The organism is Caulobacter sp. FG121 (assembly GCF_057809815.1).
Genome location: NZ_JBMDKR010000001.1, coordinates 13,586 through 34,224, shown reverse-complemented (window position 1 = coordinate 34,224; position 20,639 = coordinate 13,586). Strand labels below are relative to the sequence as shown.

Annotated in this window: 18 protein-coding genes and 2 tRNA genes; 12 read left to right on the top strand and 8 right to left on the bottom strand. The window is 67.2% G+C overall.

Annotation, left to right across the window (positions count from 1 at the left end; translation table 11 throughout):
* Nucleotides 1-43: 43 nt before the first annotated feature.
* Nucleotides 44-3,295, bottom strand: a complete 3,252-nt coding sequence (locus ACODSL_RS00165) for an efflux RND transporter permease subunit (protein ID WP_488898602.1) — start codon at nt 3,293-3,295, stop codon at nt 44-46.
* A 27-nt stretch (nt 3,296-3,322) separates the two neighbouring features.
* Nucleotides 3,323-4,393: an efflux RND transporter periplasmic adaptor subunit gene (locus ACODSL_RS00160; protein ID WP_488898601.1), complete on the bottom strand. Its 1,071-nt coding sequence runs from the start codon at nt 4,391-4,393 to the stop codon at nt 3,323-3,325.
* Between the two features lie 178 nt (nt 4,394-4,571).
* Between ACODSL_RS00160 and ACODSL_RS00155 the strand changes: the two genes are divergently transcribed.
* The 3 genes from ACODSL_RS00155 to ACODSL_RS00145 are packed head-to-tail and all read left to right on the top strand — an operon-like array spanning nt 4,572 to nt 7,017.
* A complete protein-coding gene (locus ACODSL_RS00155) occupies nt 4,572-5,792 on the top strand; it encodes a kynureninase (protein ID WP_488898600.1) in 1,221 nt (406 codons plus the stop codon).
* 8 nt (nt 5,793-5,800) lie between these two features.
* Nucleotides 5,801-6,241, top strand: coding sequence for a lactoylglutathione lyase (locus ACODSL_RS00150; RefSeq protein WP_488898599.1), 441 nt, complete (start codon nt 5,801-5,803; stop codon nt 6,239-6,241).
* Nucleotides 6,241-7,017 carry an SDR family NAD(P)-dependent oxidoreductase gene (locus ACODSL_RS00145; protein ID WP_488898598.1) on the top strand — a complete coding sequence of 259 codons (777 nt, stop codon included), beginning with the start codon at nt 6,241-6,243 and terminating at the stop codon, nt 7,015-7,017. The genes ACODSL_RS00150 and ACODSL_RS00145 overlap by 1 nt, the downstream gene beginning before the upstream one ends.
* Before the next feature lie 30 nt (nt 7,018-7,047).
* On the opposite strand, the gene ACODSL_RS00140 is transcribed toward ACODSL_RS00145, so the two are convergent.
* Nucleotides 7,048-7,623 (bottom strand): methylated-DNA--[protein]-cysteine S-methyltransferase, encoded by a 576-nt coding sequence (locus ACODSL_RS00140; protein WP_488898597.1) that lies wholly within the window; start codon nt 7,621-7,623, stop codon nt 7,048-7,050.
* Nucleotides 7,624-7,715: 92 nt separating this feature from the next.
* Here ACODSL_RS00140 and ACODSL_RS00135 point away from each other — a divergent pair, with 92 nt between their 5' ends.
* The gene (locus ACODSL_RS00135) at nt 7,716-7,928 is read left to right on the top strand and encodes a hypothetical protein (protein WP_488898596.1); all 213 of its coding nucleotides are present in this window, start codon (nt 7,716-7,718) and stop codon (nt 7,926-7,928) included.
* A 27-nt stretch (nt 7,929-7,955) separates the two neighbouring features.
* Here the strand turns inward: ACODSL_RS00135 and ACODSL_RS00130 are convergent.
* Nucleotides 7,956-8,030: transfer RNA gene (locus tag ACODSL_RS00130), tRNA-Asn, on the bottom strand.
* A gap of 266 nt (nt 8,031-8,296) precedes the next feature.
* On the opposite strand from ACODSL_RS00130, the gene ACODSL_RS00125 reads away from it, so the two are divergent.
* Nucleotides 8,297-8,692 carry a c-type cytochrome gene (locus tag ACODSL_RS00125; protein WP_488898595.1) on the top strand — a complete coding sequence of 132 codons (396 nt, stop codon included), beginning with the start codon at nt 8,297-8,299 and terminating at the stop codon, nt 8,690-8,692.
* Between the two features lie 175 nt (nt 8,693-8,867).
* A complete protein-coding gene (locus tag ACODSL_RS00120) occupies nt 8,868-10,268 on the top strand; it encodes an alpha/beta hydrolase family protein (RefSeq protein ID WP_488898594.1) in 1,401 nt (466 codons plus the stop codon).
* A 51-nt stretch (nt 10,269-10,319) separates the two neighbouring features.
* Here ACODSL_RS00120 and ACODSL_RS00115 read toward each other — a convergent pair.
* A tRNA-Cys gene (locus ACODSL_RS00115) sits at nt 10,320-10,393 on the bottom strand.
* Nucleotides 10,394-10,560: 167 nt separating this feature from the next.
* Between ACODSL_RS00115 and ACODSL_RS00110 the strand changes: the two genes are divergently transcribed.
* From ACODSL_RS00110 to ACODSL_RS00095, 4 genes are all read left to right on the top strand, one after another.
* Nucleotides 10,561-11,133, top strand: a complete 573-nt coding sequence (locus ACODSL_RS00110; protein WP_488898593.1) for a protein-L-isoaspartate O-methyltransferase family protein — start codon at nt 10,561-10,563, stop codon at nt 11,131-11,133.
* Nucleotides 11,134-11,258: 125 nt separating this feature from the next.
* Nucleotides 11,259-12,722, top strand: a complete 1,464-nt coding sequence (locus ACODSL_RS00105; RefSeq protein WP_488898592.1) for a TolC family outer membrane protein — start codon at nt 11,259-11,261, stop codon at nt 12,720-12,722.
* Between the two features lie 110 nt (nt 12,723-12,832).
* On the top strand, nt 12,833-13,333 hold the full coding sequence (locus tag ACODSL_RS00100; protein ID WP_488898591.1) for a DUF2497 domain-containing protein: 501 nt from the start codon (nt 12,833-12,835) through the stop codon (nt 13,331-13,333).
* 111 nt (nt 13,334-13,444) lie between these two features.
* Nucleotides 13,445-16,147, top strand: a complete 2,703-nt coding sequence (locus ACODSL_RS00095) for a valine--tRNA ligase (RefSeq protein WP_488898590.1) — start codon at nt 13,445-13,447, stop codon at nt 16,145-16,147.
* 42 nt (nt 16,148-16,189) lie between these two features.
* Here ACODSL_RS00095 and ACODSL_RS00090 read toward each other — a convergent pair whose 3' ends face one another.
* The 3 genes from ACODSL_RS00090 to ACODSL_RS00080 are packed head-to-tail and all read right to left on the bottom strand — an operon-like array spanning nt 16,190 to nt 17,707.
* On the bottom strand, nt 16,190-16,669 hold the full coding sequence (locus ACODSL_RS00090; protein WP_488898589.1) for a hypothetical protein: 480 nt from the start codon (nt 16,667-16,669) through the stop codon (nt 16,190-16,192).
* Between the two features lie 8 nt (nt 16,670-16,677).
* A complete protein-coding gene (locus ACODSL_RS00085; protein ID WP_488898588.1) occupies nt 16,678-17,130 on the bottom strand; it encodes a YHS domain-containing (seleno)protein in 453 nt (150 codons plus the stop codon).
* Nucleotides 17,131-17,143: 13 nt separating this feature from the next.
* Nucleotides 17,144-17,707 carry a carboxymuconolactone decarboxylase family protein gene (locus ACODSL_RS00080; RefSeq protein WP_488898587.1) on the bottom strand — a complete coding sequence of 188 codons (564 nt, stop codon included), beginning with the start codon at nt 17,705-17,707 and terminating at the stop codon, nt 17,144-17,146.
* A 75-nt stretch (nt 17,708-17,782) separates the two neighbouring features.
* Here ACODSL_RS00080 and ACODSL_RS00075 point away from each other — a divergent pair, with 75 nt between their 5' ends.
* Both ACODSL_RS00075 and ACODSL_RS00070 read left to right on the top strand, forming a co-directional pair.
* On the top strand, nt 17,783-18,670 hold the full coding sequence (locus ACODSL_RS00075; RefSeq protein WP_488898586.1) for a LysR family transcriptional regulator: 888 nt from the start codon (nt 17,783-17,785) through the stop codon (nt 18,668-18,670).
* 93 nt (nt 18,671-18,763) lie between these two features.
* Entirely contained in the window at nt 18,764-20,515 is a 1,752-nt protein-coding gene (locus tag ACODSL_RS00070) for a class I adenylate-forming enzyme family protein (protein WP_488898585.1), read from the top strand.
* Nucleotides 20,516-20,639: the final 124 nt, after the last annotated feature.

The following is a 20,639-nucleotide window of genomic DNA, read 5'->3' as shown; positions in this document are numbered from 1 at the left end:
GCGGACAGCTCCCCCAGAGGGGGAGCATCCGCTCCTACCGTCGCTAATGCCCGGGCCGCTCGTAGGCCTGGTAGCCGGCGTCGGCCACCTGGGCGTCTTCGTTGACCCTCTGGCGGTCTTCCCAGCGCTGCTTGCCGCGCAGCGTGAGCCAGACATTGCGGAACCGGCGGGCCAGCGTCTTCGGCGCGGCCAGGGCGGCCGGCGTCAGGAACAGGGTCAGCAGGGTCGCGAAGCTCAGGCCCCAGACCACGGCGGCGGACAACTGCACCCACCATTCCGAGCCCGGCGACTTGTACTCGATATCGCCGACGCGGAAATTCGGGTGGATCTGGAACATCAGCGGCAGAAGGCCCACGACCGTCACCAGCGTGGTCAGCATGACCGGGCGGAACCGCTGCACCGCCGCGCGCATGGCCGCGACATCGGCGTCGAAGCCCTGCCGCCTGAGCTGGTAGTAGGTGTCGACCAGCACGATGTTGTGGCCCACGACAACCCCGAACAGGGCGATGATCCCGGTCCCCATCATGATGATCGAGATGTAGTCGAAGGTATGCAGCAGGTTGATCTGCACCCCCAGGAACACGCCGACGGTCGATATGACCACGGCCGACAGGGTCACCAGCACACCGTAGAAGCTGTTGAACTGCCATAGCAGGATCATGCCCATCATGAAGATGGTGGCCAGGCCCGCGACCATGAAGAACACGCCGGCCTTCTGGGCCTCCTCATCGGCGCCGCGGAATTTCCAGCGCACCGAGGAGTCGATCGGCGCCTTCTCGAGCCACGGCCGGAGCTGCTCGATCTTCTGGTTTGCGGCCACGCCGTCGACTGTGTTGGCCTTGATGATCACCAGTCGCTGGCCGTCGCGACGCTGGATCGAGGTCACCTGTTGGGCCGGGGTCTGACGAACGAAGTAGCTCGCCGGCACCGGGCCCTGCGCGGTGGTGATCTTCAGCCTGTCGAAGGCCGACATGTTGCGGGCGCTCGGCGGGAAGCGGACGCGGATATCGAGCTCGTCTTCAGCATCGTCGGGCCGGAAGCGGCCGACCAGAATGCCGTTGGTCACGAACTGGATCGCCTGGCCGACCTGCAGCACGTCCACGCCATAGCGACCGGCGGCGATGCGATCGACGGTCAGGTTCCACTCGATGCCTGGCGAGGCGCGGGTGTCTTCCTGCTCGATCAGTTGCGGATCGGGGGCCAGGTGCGCCTTGATCATGTCGGCGGCCTGGTTGAGCGCGGCCGGGTCGGAGCCCCGCAGCTCGACCTGGATGTCCTTGCCCTGGGGCGGACCGCCCTGCGGCAGCTGGACCTCGGTCAGGACGCCGGGCACGTCGGCGACACGCTTGCGGATGTCGTCGACGATCTGCTGTCCGCGGATGTCGAGTTCATGCCGCGCTTCGAAATTGACGAACTGGATGCGCAGCCGGCCGATGGTGTCGTTCGGCGGGCCGCCGAACCCGAAGCTGTTGAACGCGCCGGCGGAGGCGTAGATCGACTCCATGCCCTTCAGACCCACCAGCCGGGACTCGACCTGCTGCACGAGGGCGTTGGCCGCCTCGGTCGACAGGTTGCCGCGCGCCTTCACATAGACCGTCGCCCATTCCGGATCCTGGTCGAGGAAGAACTCGGTGCGGTGCGGCGTCTTCGAGAACCAGACGAAGATCGAGATGATCACCGCCATGGCCACCAGAGTCACGCGGCCAGGATGATGTCCGGATGACCACAGGATCCGGGCGTACCAGCCCATGAACCCTTCCATCTCGCGCGGGTCGCCGTGCTCCGATTTGTGGATCTGGGCCAGATGCTCTTCATCAACCCCCGTCTTGCGACCGAAGATCGAGCCGAGCGCGGGGGTAAAGATCAGGGCCACGAAGATCGACGCGCCGAGCACCATGAACAGGGTGATCGGCAGGTAGCTCATGAACTTCCCGGCGATCGAGTTCCAGAACATGAACGGGATGAAGGCGCACAGCGTCGTCAGCGTGCCGTTGACCACGGGCCAGAACATCCGCTTGCCGGCGGCGGCGAACGCCTCCGCCTTGGCCATGCCTTCGGCCTGTTTTCGATCCGCGTATTCGACGATGACGATGCCCCCGTCGACGAGGATGCCGACGGCCAGGATCAGGCCGAACATGACCATCTGGTTCAGGGTGATGCCGAACGCCTGCAGCAGCAGGAAGGCGATCATGAAGCAGAGCGGGATCGCCAGGCCGACCATCAGCCCCTGCCGCAGCCCCAGGCTGGCGATGATGATCACCATCACCAGCAGGGTCGCGGTGATCAGGCCGGACTCGAGCACAACGAGGCCGCGGTTGATGAACTCGCTTTCGTCGTAGGTGAAGTCGACCTTGACCGTCGGCGGCCAACGTTTGGACTCCTCGGCCACGACCTTTCGGACCTCGGCCACGGTATCGAGTACGTTGGCTCCGGACCGCTTGACCACGTCGATGGCGAAGGCCGGCTGCCCGTTGAAACGGGTGATCCGCGTCGGCTCCTTGAAGGTGCGGCGCACCTCGCCGATGTCGCCAACCGTGATCAGACGGTCGCCGTTCTTCTTGATCGGCAGGGCGAGGATGTCTTCGGGCTTCTCGATGACGCCCGGCACCTTGACCGCGAACTTGCCACCGGCGGTCTGCAGATTGCCGGCCGGGACCAGTTGGTTGTTGCGGCCGATGACCGCCGCGAGCTCGCCGGCGCTGACGTTGGCCGCCTCCATCCGCACCGGGTCGATCGTGACCTCGAGCAGCTCCTCGCGGCCGCCGCCGAGGTCCGTGCGCAGCACGCCCTCCAGGCTTTCGATGCGGTCCTGAAGCTCGCGCGCGGTCTGGTACAGCGTCCGTTCCGGCGCCGCGCCGGACAGCATGATGCCGAGCACCGGGTCGTCGTTGACGTTGTTTTCCTGGATGATCGCTTCTTCAGCGTCCGGCGGGAAACGGCCGCGCGCGAGGTCGACCTTGGCCCGCACATCCTGCAGGACCTTGTCCTTGTCGAAGTTGACCTCGAACTCCAGCACCACGGTCGCCGCGTTCTGCTGGGCGACGGCATTCATCTCCTTCAGACCCTCGAGGGACTGAAGCTCGCGCTCAAGCGGACGCACCAGCAGCCGTTCCGAGTCCTCGGGGCTGACGCCCGGATACGGCACGGTGATGGCGATGAACGGCACGGGAATGTTCGGGTTCGATTCCCGGGGCAGCCCCATGTAGGCGAACAGGCCAAACAGCGACGCAATCGCGGCGATGCCGAGCACGACCTTGCGCCGCTTGATGGCGCCGTCGATCAGGGCTGCGATCATCTTGGTCTTCTCCTGGGTCCGACGCGCCTAGCGCGCGGACACGCGAACTTTCTGGCCTTCAGACACGTAGGACTGACCGACGATGATGATCTGGGCCGGGCCGCGCAGGCCGGTCACCCAGATGCCGTCCGGCGTCTCGTCCTGCACCTGCACCGGCGCGAAGCCGACACGGCCGTCGTTGCGGATGTAGCGGATGCCTTGGCGACCCGCCGAGTCGAGCACCAGCGTGGCGGAGGGCACCAGCAGGGCAGGGGCTGAACCGACCGAGACCTTGACGTCTGCCGACAGGCCGGACCGCGCGCGGCCGCCCGGATTGCGGGCCTCGATTTCCACCCGGTAGGTGCGGGTCGCCGGATCGGCGCTCCGACCGACCGACCGAACGCGGCCGCTCAGCACCTCGCCCGACACCAGTGTCGCGGTCGCCGACGCGCCGACCCGGAGGCCGCCGACTTCGGCTTCGGACACATCGGCGATGATCACCAGCGGATCCAGCTGGATCATGGTGCCGCAGGCGCCGCCTGGCGCGAGGAACGATCCGACTTCGGCGTCACGACTGTCGAACACACCCGAGAAGGGCGCGCGGATGTTGACCTGTTCCAGCAGCACCTCGGCCTGGCGCACGGCGGCGTTGGCCGCGTCCAGGTTTGCCTGGTCCTGAAGAACCTGGGTCTGGGAGCGGTAGCCCTGCGCGGCGAGGCGTTCGGAGGCTTCCCGCTGCAGCTGACGGGACTTGAGGGCGGCGCGCGCCTGGTCGACGGAGGCCTGGCGGGCGTCCACGGACAGGCGGCAGAGGATCGTCCCCTTGACGACGAATGACCCTTCGCGCGCCGGAGTAGCGGCGACCGGACCGGCCGTTTCGGACCGCACCACGACGGTCTTGTTGGCGTCGGTCCGTCCCCGCACCGAGATCACCGAAGGCCGGACGACCTCGGCGATCGCCGCCACCTTGACCAGCGGATCCTCTGCCTTGGCGCTGGTCGCGCTGGCTTCGGTCTTCGGCTTTGGAGCCAGGGCGCGCAGGACCGTGCCCACGGCGAAAAAGGCCACGACGACGGCGAGGATCGCGCCGGCGATGAGGTAGGAGCGTTTGATCTGCATCTCTTGTCCCGGGCGCACCCAAGCGACCGGGCGCGCGCAGCACGTCCTGAATCAGCCCCCGGGCGCAATCTAAACAGTGTTCGGTATCTCCATAATGGGGGACGGTCGCAAATGAAATTCCTGAAATGTTCCTTTTCGTGGACTGGCCAGCGGGGCGGGTGCGGCCGATAAGTCACGCATGACTTCGCGCCTCGACCCCCCCGCGCTTGACGCAGACGACCCCCTTGCACGCTTTCGCGAAGCCTTCGAACGCCCGGAGGGGCTGATCTATCTGGCCGGAAATTCGCTTGGCCCCTTGCCGTCAGGTTCGGCCGGGCGGGTGCGCGAGATGTTGGCGACCGAGTGGGGGGAAAGCCTCGTGCGCGGCTGGAACACGCATGACTGGATCGGCGCCCCGACCCGCGTCGGCGGCAAGATCGCCGGCCTGATCGGCGCTGAACCCGACGAGGTTCTCGTCGCCGATTCGACCTCGGCCAACCTCTACAAGCTGGCCGTCGCGGCGCTGCAGAGCCGTCCGGATCGCAAGGTCGTGCTTAGCGCCCCGGGCGACTTTCCGACCGATCTCTACATGCTCGAGGGCGCGCTAGGCACGCTCGGCGGCGACCGCCGGCTGGTGCTGGCCGAGGGCGAGGCGCTGGACGCGGCGATCACCGAAGGGGTCGCGCTGCTCGTGCTCTGCCAGACCCATTATCGCAGCGGCGCGGTGCGCGACATGGCCGCGCTCACGGCCAAGGCCCACTCGGTCGGCGCGCTGGTGCTCTGGGATCTCAGCCACAGCACCGGCGTGCTGGAGGTCGACCTCAACGGCTGTAACGCCGATCTCGCGGTCGGCTGCGGCTACAAGTATCTCAATGGAGGCCCCGGAGCCCCAGCCTTCCTGTTCGTCGCGCGGCGCCATAAGGGGGTGCTGGTCTCGCCGCTGTCCGGCTGGTTCGGCCACGCCAGGCCGTTCGCCTTCGAGGACGGCTATGACCCGGCCGAGGGCATATCCCGCTTCGCCTGCGGCACCCCCCCGATGCTCAGCCTCGCGGCGCTTGAGGGCGGCGTCGATCTGGCGCTGGAGGCCGGTCCGACAGCCACCGCCGCCAAGGCCCGGGCGCTGGGCGCCCTGTTCATCGATCGGGTCGGCGACGCGCTGATGCTGGAAAGTCCCGCGGAGAGCGCGAGGCGTGGTGGCCACGTCGCCTTCCATCACCCGGACGCCTACGCCATCGTTCAGTGCCTCATCAGCAGGGGCGTGATCGGCGACTACCGGGATCCGGGGACCATGCGCTTTGGCCTGTCGCCGCTGTTTCTGTCGTTCACCGAGGTGGCCGCCGCCGCCGATCTGCTGGTGGAAGTCGTTCGCACCCGGGCCTATGACGATCCCGCTTTCCGACAACGCTCCAAAGTCACTTGAGGCGACCGATGCATTACCTTCACACCATGGTCCGGGTCCGCGATCTCGACGCCGCGCTCGACTTCTATTGCGACAAGCTGGGCCTAGCCCAGGTCTCGCGCGTCGACGTCGAGGCGGGGCGTTTCACCCTGGTTTTCCTCGCCGCGCCGGACGATCTGGAGGCTGCGAAGGCCAAACGTGCGCCTACGGTCGAACTGACCTGGAACTGGGACGACGAGGCCTATGACGGCGGGCGCAACTTCGGCCACCTGGCCTATGCCGTCGACGACATCTACGCGGCCTGTCAGCGTCTGATGGACGGCGGGGTGACGATCAACCGCCCGCCGCGCGACGGCCACATGGCCTTCATCCGGTCGCCGGACAACATCTCTATCGAGCTGCTGCAGAAGGGCGCCAACCTGCCGCCCGCCGAGCCCTGGGCGTCGATGCCCAACGTCGGAGTGTGGTGATGAGCCTGGCCGGCCGTATCGCGCTGGTCACCGGCGCCGCTGGCGGTATTGGCCTGGCCTGCGCGCAGGAACTGGCGCGTGAGGGGGCCGATGTGGCGCTGCTCGATCGGGACGGAGAGGCCGCGCAGTCCGCCGCGACGGCGATCGCGGCCGAGACCGGCCGCCGGACGCTGGCCATCGCCTGTGACGTATCGGACGCGGACGCGGCCCGGGCGGCTGTGGCGCGCGCCGGCGCCGAACTCGGGGTCATCGACATCCTGGTCAACAATGCCGGCATCCTGCGACCCGGCGACATCCTGGCCACGACTCTCGAGGACTTCGACGCGGTTCTGGCGGTCAATGTCCGCGCGGTGTTCGTCATCGGCCAGGCGGTGGCCCAGGCCCTGGTCGCCGCCGGTAAGCCGGGCTCGATTATCAACATGAGTTCGGTGAACGCGGTGCTCGCGATCCCCGGCCAGGTCCCCTACGTGACCAGCAAGGGGGCGATCAATCAGCTGACCAAGACCATGGCGCTGGGCCTCGCCGAACACGGCATCCGGGTCAACGCCATCGGGCCGGGCACCATCGCCACAGAGATCCTCAAGGGCGTCTTCAAGGACGAGGCCGCGAAACGCGGCGTGCTGGCCCGTACGCCGCTCAAGCGCATTGGCGAGCCACGCGAGATCGGCCGGGTGGCGGTGTTCCTGGCCGGCGATGACAGCAGCTACATGACCGGTCAGACGATCTACCCCGACGGCGGTCGGCTTGCGCTGAACTACACGGTGGCGGTGGACTAGCCGGGGACATGTACCAAAGGTACGTGTCCCCTATCGTCCCGGCTTGACCGCCAGCGGCAGGGCGTCGAACAGCGTCGGCGCGTCTCCGACCCTGGCCCCCTCGATCTCGAGCATCTTCAACTTGGTCTCGACCCCACCCGGCGCGGAGAATCCGCCCGGCTTGCCGCCGGCGCCGAGAACCCGATGACAGGGCATGAGAATGGGGAAGGGGTTCCGGCCCATGGCCTCGCCCACGGCCCGCGCCGCTTCGCGCGGCTCGCCCATCGCCAGCGCGATCTCGCCATAGGTCATGGTCTCGCCGGGCGGAATCTTCCGTGCCACGGCATAGACGCGGCGGTGGAACGGCGGCACGGCGTCCATATCCAGCGGGGCCTCGGAGAGATCGACCTTTTCGCCGGTCATCAGGGCCACGATGCCGATGATGACGGGCTCCAGGGTCTCCGGTGGACGCGACTCGACCGACCCGGGAAATCGCTCGGCGAATCGCCGACGCACCTGGTCGTCGCTCGCGCCGGGCAGCGCGGTTCCGACAATCCACGGTTCGCGCCAGGCGAGGCCGCAGCGACCGATGGCGGTATCGAACAGAGTGAAGCCGAGCGAGGTCATGTGCGGATTCTAGCAGCTTGGCGGGCCGTTGTTGACCGCGAGGCGCGCCGCCTTAGCTGTGGCGCGGTTGATCCGACGTCTGGAGTCCTTCCATGCCCCCCGCGATGACCTTCTCCGACGGCGCCCGCGCCACGGCCCTGGCGCTGATCGGTCAGTACGGCGAAGACGCCGAGGTCATGGCGGTGATGCGCGCGGCCGAACTGGCCGCGCTGGGCGATGTGGAGGGGCTGGCGCAATGGGACGAGATCATCGCCTGTATTCTCGCCATGGAGTCGGGCGAGGGGCCGGCGAGCGCCCGGCACTAAAGCCTGGGGGGAACGGTCTCCGGAAGATGGCTCCGCGGGTAGGATTCGAACCTACGACCAGCCGATTAACAGTCGGCTGCTCTACCACTGAGCTACCGCGGATCACGCATCTCAGGAAGGTCGGTGCGTATAGCTTTGGCCGGGGGGAGGCGCAAGCGATTGCATCGGCGGGCGACACGAAAAAGAGCCCGGCGGGTGAGGCCGGGCTGTTCAAGTCGGTGATGGTGGGATGCCTTCATCGAAGACCTGGAAACCCTGCGCCCGCATGGTGAATCAAAGGTTAACCGCGGATCGCGGCCGGCTTTGACGCGGATCAAGTCGCCGCAGGGCAGGCTGGACTAGGCTCAAGCTTTCAGCTGGGCCTCGCCATGACCGTTCGCAATCTTGTTGTCCGGGGACTGACTCTCGTTGCGCCGTTGGCCCTGATGGCCTTCGCGGCGACCAGTCCGGCAGCCGCGCCGCGCGCGGCGGTCGCGCCTCCGACCGTCCCACAGATCGACGCCGGCAGGATCATCGCCGAGCGCGACTGCTCGTCCTGTCACGCGGTTGGCCCTGCCGGTGAAAGCCCTCTGGAGGGCGCGCCGCGCTGGCGTGATCTGCATGCGCGATTCGACGTGAACGACCTGGCCGAAGCGCTGGCGGAAGGCATCAGCGTCGGCCACCAGGGCATGCCGGACAATCCCTACGAGCCTGCAGACGTACAGGCCCTGATCGCCTATCTGAAGTCGCTGGAAACGCCGCCGCCGCCCCCGCCGTCGCGATAGGCTGCCCAGGACCACCGCTTTGCGCCCGGCGCGGCCGATGATTACAAAAAGTTCAGAAAAAGACCTGTAAAATCAACATTCCTGGATCAATTGTGTCCACGGGTTGCCACAATTGCACTGCCCCATCACCTCGGGTCCCGCTGCTGTAGCGGGCGGCCGGGCGAGGGGAACCATCATGGGCAGGACACAGGCCGCGATCATCGTGGCGGCGGGCATGGCGCTGTCAGCGGCGGTCGTCGTTCCCGCCTGCCAGGCGAAGCCCGCGGCAATGGCGGCCACTCCCGCGCTGGCCCGCAAGGCCCAGCTCGGCGTGGCGGTCGAGGCGGCTGAGGGCGGAGCCCGTGTGAAGTCGGTGGCGCCCGGATCGACCGCCGCCCTCGCGGGCCTGCAGCCGGGAGACGTGATCACCGGACTCAACGGTGTGACGGTCGCCGATCACAGGGCGCTGGTGGCGTTGGCCGGACAGCTCCGGGCTGGCCAACCCGTGGTCCTCGCCTATCGACGCGACGCGATGGCGTCGGAGGGCCGGGCGGTCGCCATCGCCCGTCCGGTCGAGGCCTACCGGGCCGCGTCGGCGACATATGGCGCGGTCGATTTTCGCGGCGGCCGCCTGCGCGACATCCTGGTGACGCCGGACAGCGCGAAGCCCGACGCCCCCGTCATCTACCTCGTGCAGGGCTACTACTGCGCCACGATGGAAGGCGCGACGGCGGACGCGCCCTACCGCGCGCTGATCCAGGGTCTGGCCGATCGTGGTATCGCCACCTATCGCGTCGAGAAGCCGGGGATGGGCGACAGCCTCGGCGGACCGGCCTGCCTCGACAGTGACTTTGATACCGAACTGGAGGCGTTCCGGGCAGGATTCAGGACGCTCACCCGAAACTATGGGGTCGCGCCCGGCCGGATCGTGATTTTCGGACACTCAATGGGCGGCGTGGAGGCCCCGCTGCTGGCGGCGGAGGGCGATCCGGTACGCGGTGTGGCGGTCTACGGGACCGTCACCCGCAACTGGCATGACTACATGCAGGATCTGATGCGGCTGCAGGGGTTCTACTCGGTCGGCGCGGATCCGGTGGACAGCGCCGAGACCAGCGAGGTCATGCGCCCGCTGCTTGACCGGATTTTCGATGAGTCGGTCTCGCTGAAGCAGATCGCGGCCGACGACCCGGCCCAGGGTGATCTCCTGCGGGCGGCGCTGGACTGGGATGGCGAAGACCGGATTCTCGGCCGGACCGCCGCCTACTGGCGCGGAGTCGGGGCCCAGAAGCTCACCGCGGCCTGGCGCGACTCGCGGGCGCCGGTGCTGGCGATCTACGGCGAAGCGGACTTCGCGGCGATCGACGACCGGGATCACCGGCTGATCGCCGATATCGTGAATCACTACCGGCCCGGGACCGCGAGATTCGTGACGCTCCCGGGGACCGGACACGGCTTCGGGCTCGATGGCTCCCGGTTGGCTGCGCGCGACGCGAACAGGGCGGCGGGGGGCATGATGCCGCAGCAGCCATTCAATCCGGAACTGACCCGTACTCTGGCCGACTGGATCGACGCTCTGCCGACGCCTGCCGCGGGGTAGGGGCCGGGCGGCGGGACGGGATTGAACGTCTGGAGCTGTTGCGGGAACAGTTGGAGGCCCGGCCCGGAATCGAACCGGGGTGCAAGGATTTGCAGTCCTCTGCGTAACCACTCCGCCACCGGGCCTTGTCTTCGTCATCACCGGCGCGGGCGGTCGCGTCGGGAAGGGGCGGACGCCTACCAGAGGCGTCGTCGGCTTACAATGGCTTCCTACGCTTGCATTGCGTTCCCGTCATCGCCGGACCTATAAGCCGCGCCAGAAGACTCAACGTTCAACCCGCCAGAGAACCCGCATGAGCGCCGACTTCGCCGCCGCCCGGCTGAACATGGTCGAAAGTCAGGTCCGTCCTTCGGACGTTACCGATCATGCCCTGCAGGATGCGATCCGTGTGGTCGCGCGCGAATCGCTCCTGCCGGCGTCCAAGGCGTTCGCTGCCTATGCCGATGCCGAGGTCGAATACGCGCCCGGCAAGTGGCTGATGAGGCCGCGCGACGCGGCCAAGCTGCTGCAGGCGCTCGCACCGCACGCGGGCGAAAAGGCCCTGGCGATCGCCGCGCCCTACGCCGCGGCGGTACTGGAAGCGATGGGCGTTGTCGTCACCCGGCTGGACGAGGGCGACCTGACCGCCGCGCCCACGGGCAGCTTTGACATAATCGTATGCGAAGGCGCCGTATCGCGGACGCCGGAGAGCTGGAAATCGGCGCTCCTGAGCGGTGGTCGGCTCGGCGTGGTCGAACGGAACGGCCCGATGGGCAAGGTCTACGTCTACGTCCGTGCGGACGACGGCGTAGGCGGCCGAGCTTCCTTCGATGCCGCACCGCCCTATCTTCAGGGCTTCGAACCGGTTCCCGGGTTTGCCTTCTAGACGAGGCGGCCTGAAATAAGCCCGCAACGGGCGCGTGAAAAAAGCTTAACTGGTCGCCACTGGCGGCGGACATTACAGGCGATCATATAAGGCGCGCTTGGCTTGCGGGTCCTTGGGGATATTCCATGTTGAAGAGTCGTCGTGCGGGCCTTCTCGCCGCCGTTTGCAGTTTTGGCCTGATCGCGGGCGTCGCCTCGGCGGCTTCCGCCGAAACCCTGGCTGACGCCATCGCCCTGGCCTACCAGACCAACCCGACGCTGCAGGGGCAGCGGGCCAGTCAACGGGCGCTGGACGAGAGCATCGTTCAGGCGCGCACGGGCCTTCGTCCGCAGGTCGACGCGTCAGTCAGCGCCTCCTCGTCTGACAGTCAAGGTGTCGGCAACGCCGCCCGCGGCAGCTCGGCCGGCCTGTCGCTCAGCCAGCCGCTCTACACCGGCGGTCGTGTGTCCTCCCAGATCAGCGCCGCCGAAGCGGATGTGCTGACTGGCCAGGAAGGTCTGCGCAGCGTCGAAGCCAGCGTCATCCAGGCGGTCATCACGTCCTATGTCGACGTGCGCCGCGACCAGGAACGTCTGCGCATCAGCCAGGAAAACGTGGCCGTGCTGCAGCGTCAGATCGACGAAGCCCGCGCCCGCTTCGAGGTCGGCGAAATCACCCGCACCGATGTCGCCCAGGCCGAAGCCCGGCTCGCCGCCTCCAAGGCGTCGCTGGCGTCTGCCCAGGCGCAACTGGCCATCAGCCGCGCGGCCTACGCCGCCGTCGTCGGCCAGAATCCCGGCGATCTTGAAGCTGAACCGTCGCTGAGCGCTTTTCTCCCGCCGGCCATCGAGGATGCCTTCGAGACCGCGGAACAGAGCAACGCCCAGATCCTCGGCGCCGAGTATGCGGAACGCGCCAGCGCCTCGCGGGTCGCGGTGGCCCGTTCCTCGCGTCTGCCCACCGTGACGGCCACCGGTTCGGTGGGGTTCAACGGGTCGACGCTGTCAGGTCCGGGTGGAGCTTTCGATGACTATCAGCGCAGCGTCAGCGGCCGGGTCACGGTCGCCGTGCCCCTGTTCACGGGCGGCCTGATCAATTCGCAGGTGCGCGCGGCGGAAGAGCGCAACAACGAGGCGCGACAGTCCATCGAGGAAACCCGCCGCTCGGTTCTGCGGACGGTGTCCCAGGCCTGGAACAGCCTGATCGGCGCGCGCGCCAACCTGACCGCCAACGAGGAACAGGTCCGCGCCGCCCGCATCGCCTTCGAAGGCGTGCGTCAGGAGGCCCAGGTCGGGCTGCGCACCACGCTCGACGTGCTCAACGCCGAGCAGGAACTGCGCAACGCCGAACTGTCGCTGGTCAATGCCCGTCACGACGAGTACGTCGCCGCCGCCATCCTCCTGTCGGCCATGGGCAAGCTCGAGGCGCGCTACCTGGTGCCGGGCGTCGAGCAGTACGATGTGACGGCCAACGGCAAGAAGTTCAGCCACAAGCTGGGCTGGACGCCGTGGGAGCCGGTTCTGGGCTTTATCGACAGCGTGGCGGCTCCGCCCAAGCCGGCTGCGCCGGCCGCCGGATCGGTCGATACGCCGGTCGCGACGTCGCATTAACCAGACCACTGAAGAAGACTGAGCAAAAGCGCGTGTTCGCCGTTTGCACGAACGGCGGGGCATGCTTACGCTAGGCTATTGGAATCGCCTCTCGCAGGTACGGCTCGATCATGTCTGAACAGACCGCCCAGGAACCGACGATGGAGGAGATTCTCGCCTCCATCCGGCGAATTATCTCCGAGGACGACGCACCGCCGGCAGAGGCCGCGCCGGTCGAGGAGGCGGCGCCGATCATGATCGCGCCCGCGCCGATGCCGGTCGAGCCCGAGCCCGAGGACGATGATGTCCTTGAGCTGACGGAAACCATCGAGGCGGCCGGCGTGGAAACCGTCGGCGATCTCGACGTCTATACTCCGGTTAGGGCTGCGCCCGAGCCCGTCTGGGAACCGGAACCGGAGCCGGAACCCGAACCCGCGCCCGTGTTCGCGGCGGCTCCAGAACCCGCGCCGGCGCCCACGCCGAGCTACACCATGGGTTCGGCGTCGATTTCCGGCGGCACAACCATCGAAGAGCTGGTGCGCAGCATTCTCGAGCCCAAGCTCAACGAATGGGCTGACCAGAACCTGCCCCGTCTCGTTGAGCAGATCGTACGCGACAAGCTCTCCAGATAGGACGCGCTCTCCAGCCGGAGCGACGCCTGGCCGCTTCGCGATCCCGATCACCCCTGATAGAGACCGGCGGCCGCAGCCAGCGCGCCGCCGTTTTCGTTCGTGAATTTTGCCATGCTCGACAAGACCTTCGATCCTCAGACCGTTGAACCGCGCCTCTACAAGGCCTGGGAAGAGTCGGGCGCGTTCGCCCCGACCGACGATCCGGCCGCCGAGCCGTTCAGCATCGTCATTCCGCCGCCCAACGTCACCGGCAGCCTGCATATCGGCCACGCGCTGAACAACACGCTGCAGGACGTGCTGATCCGCTTCCAGCGTATGCGCGGCAAGGCGGCGCTGTGGCTGCCCGGGACCGATCACGCCGGCATCGCCACCCAGATGGTCGTCGAGCGCCAGCTGGCCGCCGCCGGCAACGTCGGCCGGCGCGACATGGGCCGCGACGCCTTCGTCGCCAAGGTCTGGGAATGGAAAGCCGAAAGTGGCGGCGTGATCGTCAACCAGCTGCGCCGTCTGGGCGCCAGCTGCGACTGGTCGCGCGAGCGCTTCACCCTCGACGAAGGCCTGTCGGCCGCCGTCCGCAAGGTGTTCGTCCAGCTCTACAAGGACGGGCTGATCTACCGCGACAAGCGGCTGGTCAACTGGGACCCCCAGTTCCAGACCGCCATCTCCGACCTCGAGGTCGAGCAGAAGGAAGTCGACGGCGCCTACTGGCACTTCGCCTATCCGCTGGAGAACGGCGTCACCTATCAGTACCCGGTCGCCTTCGATGACGAGGGCAAGGCGACGGAGTGGGAGACGCGCGACTACATCGTCGTCGCCACCACGCGCCCGGAGACCATGCTGGGCGATACGGCTGTCGCCGTTCATCCCTCGGACGAGCGCTACAAGGATCTGGTCGGCAAGACCGTGAAGCTGCCGATCGTCGGCCGCTCGATCCCGATCGTCGCTGACGAATACGCCGACCCGACCAAGGGCTCTGGCGCGGTGAAGATCACGCCGGCCCATGATTTCAATGACTTCGAGGTCGGAAAGCGCCACGGGCTTGAGGCGATCAACATTCTCGACGCCTTCGGCAGGGTGAACGAGAACGCCCCCGCCGAGTTCGTCGGCCACGACCGCTTCGTCGCGCGCAAGATGATCATCGCGCGGTTCGAGGAACTCGAACTGCTCAAGGGCATCGAAAAGACCCGCCACATGGTGCCGCACGGCGACCGCTCGGGCGTGGTCATCGAGCCCTGGCTGACGGACCAGTGGTACGTCGATGCCGAAACCCTCGCGAAGCCGGCCATCAAGGCGGTGGAGGAGGGCGCGACCGTCTTCGAGCCGAAGAACTGGGACAAGACCTACTTTGAGTGGATGCGCAACATCCAGCCCTGGTGCATCAGCCGCCAGCTGTGGTGGGGCCACCGGATCCCGGCGTGGTTCGACGAAGACGGGAATGTCTACGTCGAGGAGACCGAGGAGGCCGCGCGCGCGGCTGCCGGCGGCAAGCCGCTGACCCAGGACGAAGACGTCCTCGACACCTGGTTCTCGTCCGGTCTGTGGCCATTCTCGACGCTCGGCTGGCCGGAGAAGACCGCCGATCTGGAGCGGTTCTACCCGACCCACACCCTGGTCACCGGCTTCGACATCATCTTCTTCTGGGTCGCCCGGATGATGATGATGGGCCTGCATTTCACCGGCGAGGTTCCGTTCCAGCGGGTGGTCATCAACGCCCTGGTGCGCGACGCGTCCGGGGCCAAGATGAGCAAGTCCAAGGGCAATGTCATGGACCCGCTGGAGCTCATCGACCAGTACGGCTGCGACGCCGTGCGTTTCACACTGACGGCCATGTCCGGTCAGGCGCGCGACATCAAGCTGTCGACCCAGCGCATTGAAGGGTATCGTAATTTCGGCACCAAGCTATGGAACGCGACGCGCTTCTCGCAGATGAACGGCTGCGTCCGTGTCGAAGGCTTTGACCCTTCCAGCGTCAACCAGACGATCAACAAGTGGATCCGCGGCGAGGCGGTCAAGACCGCCGCCGCCGTCACAGAGGCGCTGGAGTCCTGCGCCTTCGACGCGGCGACCAACGCCCTCTATCGCTTCATCTGGAACGTCTTCTGCGACTGGTACGTCGAGCTGGCCAAGCCGATCCTCAACGGATCCGATGAAGCCGCGAAGGCCGAGACCCAGGCCATGACCGCCTGGGTGCTCGACCAGTGCCTGCTGCTGCTGCACCCGGTCATGCCCTTCCTCACCGAGGAGTTGTGGGACAAGACGGCCGAGGAAGGCCCGGCCCGGGACAGCTTCCTGATGACCACCCGCTGGCCCGATCTGCCACAGGCCTGGATCGACGCCGGCGCCGAGGCCGAGATCGGCTGGCTGGTCGACCTGGTCACCGAGGTCCGCTCTATCCGGGCCGAGATGAACGTCCCGCCGGGCGCCCGCGTGCCGCTGACCCTGTCTGGCTCCAGCGAGGAGACCCGGGGGCGGCTGGTCCGTCATCGCGACCTGATCCTGACCCTCGGCCGGCTCGGCTCGGCGGAGGAGGGTGATCCGCCCGCCGGCTCTGCCCCCTTCACCATCGGTGAGGCTACGGCCGCGATCGCGATCGCCGACTTCATCGACCTGGCCGCCGAACGTGCCCGCCTGACCAAGGAGATCGCCGGCTACGTCGGCGACATCGAAAGGGTCAACAGGAAGCTCGGCAACCCCGACTTCCTCGCCAAGGCGAAGGAAGAGGTCATCGAGGAGAACCGCGAGAAGCTGGCCGACGCCGAAGCCGCCAAAGCCAAGCTCGAAGCGGCGCTCGAACGACTGGCGAGCGTGGGCTGACATTCGGGACAGACACCTGCGGGTGTCTGTCCCCCTTCGACGTCAGTAAGGCTTGAGCACCGCGCCGACGCGCCTGCCCAGTTCCATGATGCCATCCCGCCGGAACACGCCAAGCAGCAGCGCCGCGAAGGCCAGGTTGGTGCAGGCGGCGTTGAACAGGCCTCCGCCGTCGTGGTTCGGGTCCGTGCCGAGCGGCGTGAACAGATGGAAGCTGACCGCCCCCATCATGACCAGCAGCCCGGCCAGCGCGCCGCCGGCCTGCAGATGCTTGAACCGCGGGTGCAGCCCCACGATCAGCAGGGTCGAGGCCAGCAGCTCGATCGAACCAATGACATACTGCGAGAACAGCCCGGTGTGGCCGAACAGGCCCTCGGCGCCGAGGCCCGTGGCCCAGCCGTCGAGCAGGCCGAAGATGACCTGCGTCTTGGGGTGATCGGTGAACTTGTAGCGAAGGCTGTCGAGGAAGATCACGGCCATGAAGATGGCCATCACGTCGGGGACGTATTTGAGGTAGCGCTTCATGACCGGGCTCACTTGTCCAGCACGTTGGGCCAGTTGGCGTCGCCCTGGCGGACGTAGCCGGGGATGTCCTTGATCCACTTGCCCTGAATGTCGGCGTTGTAGTTCAGGTACAGCTTGCCGCCAACGATCCGCCACTGCAGCGGATCGCCCTTCGCCGTGTAGCCATGCGCCACGGCCCATGCGCAATAGCCGCCGTACTGAGGCGCGTAGGCTGCCGGATTCGCCTTGAATTTCGCGAGGTTGGCGGCGGAACTGAACTGCCAGCTGACACCCTTCCAGTCGGTGGCGTATTTCGGATCGCCCTTCACCGGATGACCGGCCGTGAAATAGGCCACGACGTCATAGCCGCCCGCGCCGATCTGCGAGAACGGGGCGGTGTAGACGGGAGGCTTGGCGGCAAGGGCCACGCCGGGGAGGGCGGCGGCGCTCGCGAGAGCGAGGGCCAGGATCAGGCGTTTCATGTCAGGATTTCCTTCAGGCGAGGCAGCGCGCGCCGGGCATGGCGTCGGCGGCGAGGTGCGGGTCGAGTGGGGTTTCGGCGATGTGGTTGACGTAGTTCGAGAGGGTCTTCAGGCCGACGGCGAGAATGATTTCCATGGCGTTGGCGCGGGTGAAGCCGGCGGCCACGAAGGCGTCGAGATCCGCGTCGGCGAGGAAACCCCGCTCCCGGACCATCTTCAGCGTGAACAGGCGCAGCGCTTCGAGGCGTGGGTCGCTGATCGGGCGACTGGCGCGGATGGCATCGATCGCCGCTTCGCCCAGCGAGGCGTCGCGGGCGCGGACCGTGTGAGCCGGCGTGCAGTAGTGGCTCTCGTGCTCGACCGACACCGTCAACAGCACCAGCTGTTGTTCGGCCGGGCTGAAGGCGGTCTTGCGGAAGATCGCCGACAGGGCGGCGTAGCCTTCGAGCAGGGCCGGGGCCTCGGCCATCTGGGCGAGGAGCGCCGGGACGTAGCCCATCGTCTGGTTGGCCTGATCAAGGATCGGCTTGGCCTCGAACGGAGCGGTGGCGCGGGTGTGAAGCGGGAAATGAGCCATGACCGGCTTATGCCCAATTCCTCCCAGCTGGATAATCCGGTGATTTTGAAACAGTTTCATGCGATAAAGGCATGAATGGATCGCCTCGACGCCTATCGCCTGTTTGTTCGCGCCGCTGAGACCGGAGTCATCTCCCGGGCCGCGCGGGAACTGGGTCTGACCCAGCCGGCGGCCAGTCGGTTGCTGGGCGCGCTGGAAGACCAGCTCGGGGCGCGGCTGTTCGCCCGGTCGACCCGCAGCCTGACCCTGACCGAAGCCGGCGGCCTGGCGCTCGACCGTGCCCGCGCCGTACTGGCGGAAGTGGACGGGCTCGAGGCCGCCGTCCACGGCCTTGATCGCATCCCGACCGGCCTGCTGCGCGTCTCCGCGTCGGTGGCGTTCGGGCGCGGGTGTCTGGTCCCTCACACGGCCGACTTCCTGCGGGCCTCGCCGCTGATGCGGGTCGAGTATGTTCTGAAGGACGAGCGGATCGATCCGGTGGCCGAGGCCGTGGACCTGACCTTCCGGCTCGGTCCGATGGAGGATTCCCGGCTGACCGCCCGTCGGCTCGGCGCCTATGGCCGCCGGCTGGTGGCCTCGCCTGAACTCGTGACCCGCTATGGGCTGCCCGAGACGCCGCAGGACCTCAACAACGGCCCGACCCTCGACTTCACCGGTCTGGGCTACGGACGACGCTGGCCGTTGTCCGACGGTCGCCGCACGGTCCAGGTTGAGATCAAGGGCGAGACCCGCGCCAGTTCGGGGGAGGCGGTGCTTGATCTGGCGCTGCAGGGGCTCGGCGTGGCGCTGCTGCCGGCCTTCCTCGTCGATCCACTGATCGCCGACGGCCGACTGGTGCGAATCCTGCCGGACTGGAGCGGCCCGCCGCTTGAGCTGCACGCCGTCTGGGCGGCGCGTGAGCTGCCGCGAAAGGCCCGCGCCTTCCTCGATTTCATCATTCCGCGCCTGTCCACCGAACGCTAGATCAAACGGCTGTTTGCATGGTCGCCGCGCCTGTGCTTTGGACGGCGGGAGGCGCCGGCAAGAGCGCCCCTTTCAGACCCAGGGAGTTGTTGCATGACCGATACCGTCGCGTCCGAGAAGCCGTGGCCAGCGATGACCGTTCGGGAGGCCTACGCCGTCCTGACCGCGCCGGGCATGCCCACCGAGATCGAGGAGATCGAGATCCGTGGCATCAAGACGCGGGTCTGGAAGAACTGCCCTCCGACGATCCGGGACGTCGTGACGATCGGGCGCGCCCATGGCGAAAAGGTCTTCCTGGTCCATGAGGACGAGCGGGTCACCTTCGAGGCCTTCCACCGCGCGGTTGCGGCGTTCGCAACGGCGCTGGCGAGCAAGGGCGTCGGCAAGGGCGACCGGGTCGCCATCGTCATGCGGAACCTGCCGGAATGGCCGGTGGCTTTCTATGCCGCCGCCAGCCTCGGGGCGATCGTCACGCCGCTGAACGCCTGGTGGACCGGCCCCGAGCTCGAATATGGCCTGACCGATTCCGGGACCAAGGTCTGCGTCGTCGATGCCGAGCGCTTTGACCGCCTGGCCGAACACTTCCCCAACTGCGCCGACCTTGCGCATGTCTTCGTCAGCCGCATGGTCGACGAGGTCACCCATCCCTTCGTCAGCAAGCTGGAAGACGCGATCGGCGGCCCCAACGACTGGGCGACGCTGCCGGACGCGGCGTTGCCGTCGACCCCTATCGACGCAGACGACGACGCGACGATCTTCTATACCTCCGGCACCACGGGAAAGCCCAAGGGCGCCCTGGCGACCCAGCGCAACGTCAACTCCAACATCTTCTCGGCGCTTTGCGCCGGCGCGCGGGCCTTCCTGCGTCGCGGCGAGATGCCGCCGGCGCCCGATCCGACCTTGCCGCAGAAGGGCAGCCTGCTCAGCGTGCCGTTCTTCCACGCCACGGGCTGCTTCGCGGTGCTCAACCCCTCCCTCTATGCGGGCGGCAAGCTGGCGATGATCCGCAAGTGGGATCCCGAGCTGGCCATGCAGATCATCGAGCGCGAGCGGCTGACCAGCGCCGGTGGCGTGCCGACCATCGCCTGGCAACTGATCGAGCATCCGGCGCGTGAGAAATACGATCTCAGCTCGATCGAGAGCATGGCCTACGGCGGCGCGCCCTCGGCGCCCGAACTGGTGCGAAAGATCAAGGAAGTCTGGCCGAAATCCCACGCCGGCAACGGCTGGGGCATGACCGAGACCAGCGCCACGGCGACCTCCAACTCGGCCGAGGACTACGAGCATCGCCCCGACAGCTGCGGCCCGCCCGTGCCGGTCACCGACCTCAAGATCATGACCGTCGAGGCGCCGCACGTGGAGCTGCCGATCGGCACGGTCGGCGAGCTGTGGTGCAAGGGCCCGCAGGTCGTGAAGCTCTACTGGAACAAGCCGGAAGCCACCGCCCAGACGTTCGTCGACGGCTGGGTCAAGACCGGCGACCTGGCGCGTCTGGATGAGGAGGGCTTCTGCTTCATCATCGACCGGGCCAAGGACATGCTGATCCGTGGCGGCGAGAACATTTACTGCATCGAGGTCGAGAACGTCCTCTATGACCATCCCGCGGTTATGGACGCGGCCCTGGTCGGCATTCCGCACAAGACGCTGGGCGAGGAACCGGGCGCCGTCGTGACGCTCAAGGACGGCGCCAGCGCCACCGAACAGGAGCTGCGGGCGTTCGTCGCCGACCGCCTGGCCGCCTTCAAGGTGCCGAAGAAAATCGTCTTCTGGCACGAAACCCTGCCTCGCAACGCCAACGGCAAGATCCTCAAGAACGAGCTGAAGAAGCTGTTCGAGGACGCGTAGGATCTACCCCATCACGTCATCGTCGGACTTGTTCCGGCGACCCATGCGTGATGTTTTTCCGGGAGGGCGACGCGGCCGAACCGCGTTCAGGTCTCGAACCAGAGAGTTCATATGTCGTCGGAGC

Bases quoted from the DNA above. Each gene is read 5' to 3' on its own strand.
- ACODSL_RS00110 (WP_488898593.1), top strand. From the start codon at position 10,561: ATGAGCGCCGACTTCGCCGCCGCCCGGCTGAACATGGTCGAAAGTCAG.
- ACODSL_RS00095 (WP_488898590.1), top strand. From the start codon at position 13,445: ATGCTCGACAAGACCTTCGATCCTCAGACCGTTGAACCGCGCCTCTAC.
- ACODSL_RS00145 (WP_488898598.1), top strand. From the start codon at position 6,241: ATGAGCCTGGCCGGCCGTATCGCGCTGGTCACCGGCGCCGCTGGCGGT.
- ACODSL_RS00070 (WP_488898585.1), top strand. From the start codon at position 18,764: ATGACCGATACCGTCGCGTCCGAGAAGCCGTGGCCAGCGATGACCGTT.
- ACODSL_RS00135 (WP_488898596.1), top strand. From the start codon at position 7,716: ATGCCCCCCGCGATGACCTTCTCCGACGGCGCCCGCGCCACGGCCCTG.
- ACODSL_RS00140 (WP_488898597.1), bottom strand. From the start codon at position 7,623: ATGACCTCGCTCGGCTTCACTCTGTTCGATACCGCCATCGGTCGCTGC.
- ACODSL_RS00120 (WP_488898594.1), top strand. From the start codon at position 8,868: ATGGGCAGGACACAGGCCGCGATCATCGTGGCGGCGGGCATGGCGCTG.
- ACODSL_RS00085 (WP_488898588.1), bottom strand. From the start codon at position 17,130: ATGAAACGCCTGATCCTGGCCCTCGCTCTCGCGAGCGCCGCCGCCCTC.
- ACODSL_RS00100 (WP_488898591.1), top strand. From the start codon at position 12,833: ATGTCTGAACAGACCGCCCAGGAACCGACGATGGAGGAGATTCTCGCC.
- ACODSL_RS00150 (WP_488898599.1), top strand. From the start codon at position 5,801: ATGCATTACCTTCACACCATGGTCCGGGTCCGCGATCTCGACGCCGCG.
- ACODSL_RS00160 (WP_488898601.1), bottom strand. From the start codon at position 4,393: ATGCAGATCAAACGCTCCTACCTCATCGCCGGCGCGATCCTCGCCGTC.
- ACODSL_RS00105 (WP_488898592.1), top strand. From the start codon at position 11,259: ATGTTGAAGAGTCGTCGTGCGGGCCTTCTCGCCGCCGTTTGCAGTTTT.
- ACODSL_RS00155 (WP_488898600.1), top strand. From the start codon at position 4,572: ATGACTTCGCGCCTCGACCCCCCCGCGCTTGACGCAGACGACCCCCTT.
- ACODSL_RS00080 (WP_488898587.1), bottom strand. From the start codon at position 17,707: ATGGCTCATTTCCCGCTTCACACCCGCGCCACCGCTCCGTTCGAGGCC.
- ACODSL_RS00125 (WP_488898595.1), top strand. From the start codon at position 8,297: ATGACCGTTCGCAATCTTGTTGTCCGGGGACTGACTCTCGTTGCGCCG.
- ACODSL_RS00090 (WP_488898589.1), bottom strand. From the start codon at position 16,669: ATGAAGCGCTACCTCAAATACGTCCCCGACGTGATGGCCATCTTCATG.
- ACODSL_RS00165 (WP_488898602.1), bottom strand. From the start codon at position 3,295: ATGATCGCAGCCCTGATCGACGGCGCCATCAAGCGGCGCAAGGTCGTG.
- ACODSL_RS00075 (WP_488898586.1), top strand. From the start codon at position 17,783: ATGGATCGCCTCGACGCCTATCGCCTGTTTGTTCGCGCCGCTGAGACC.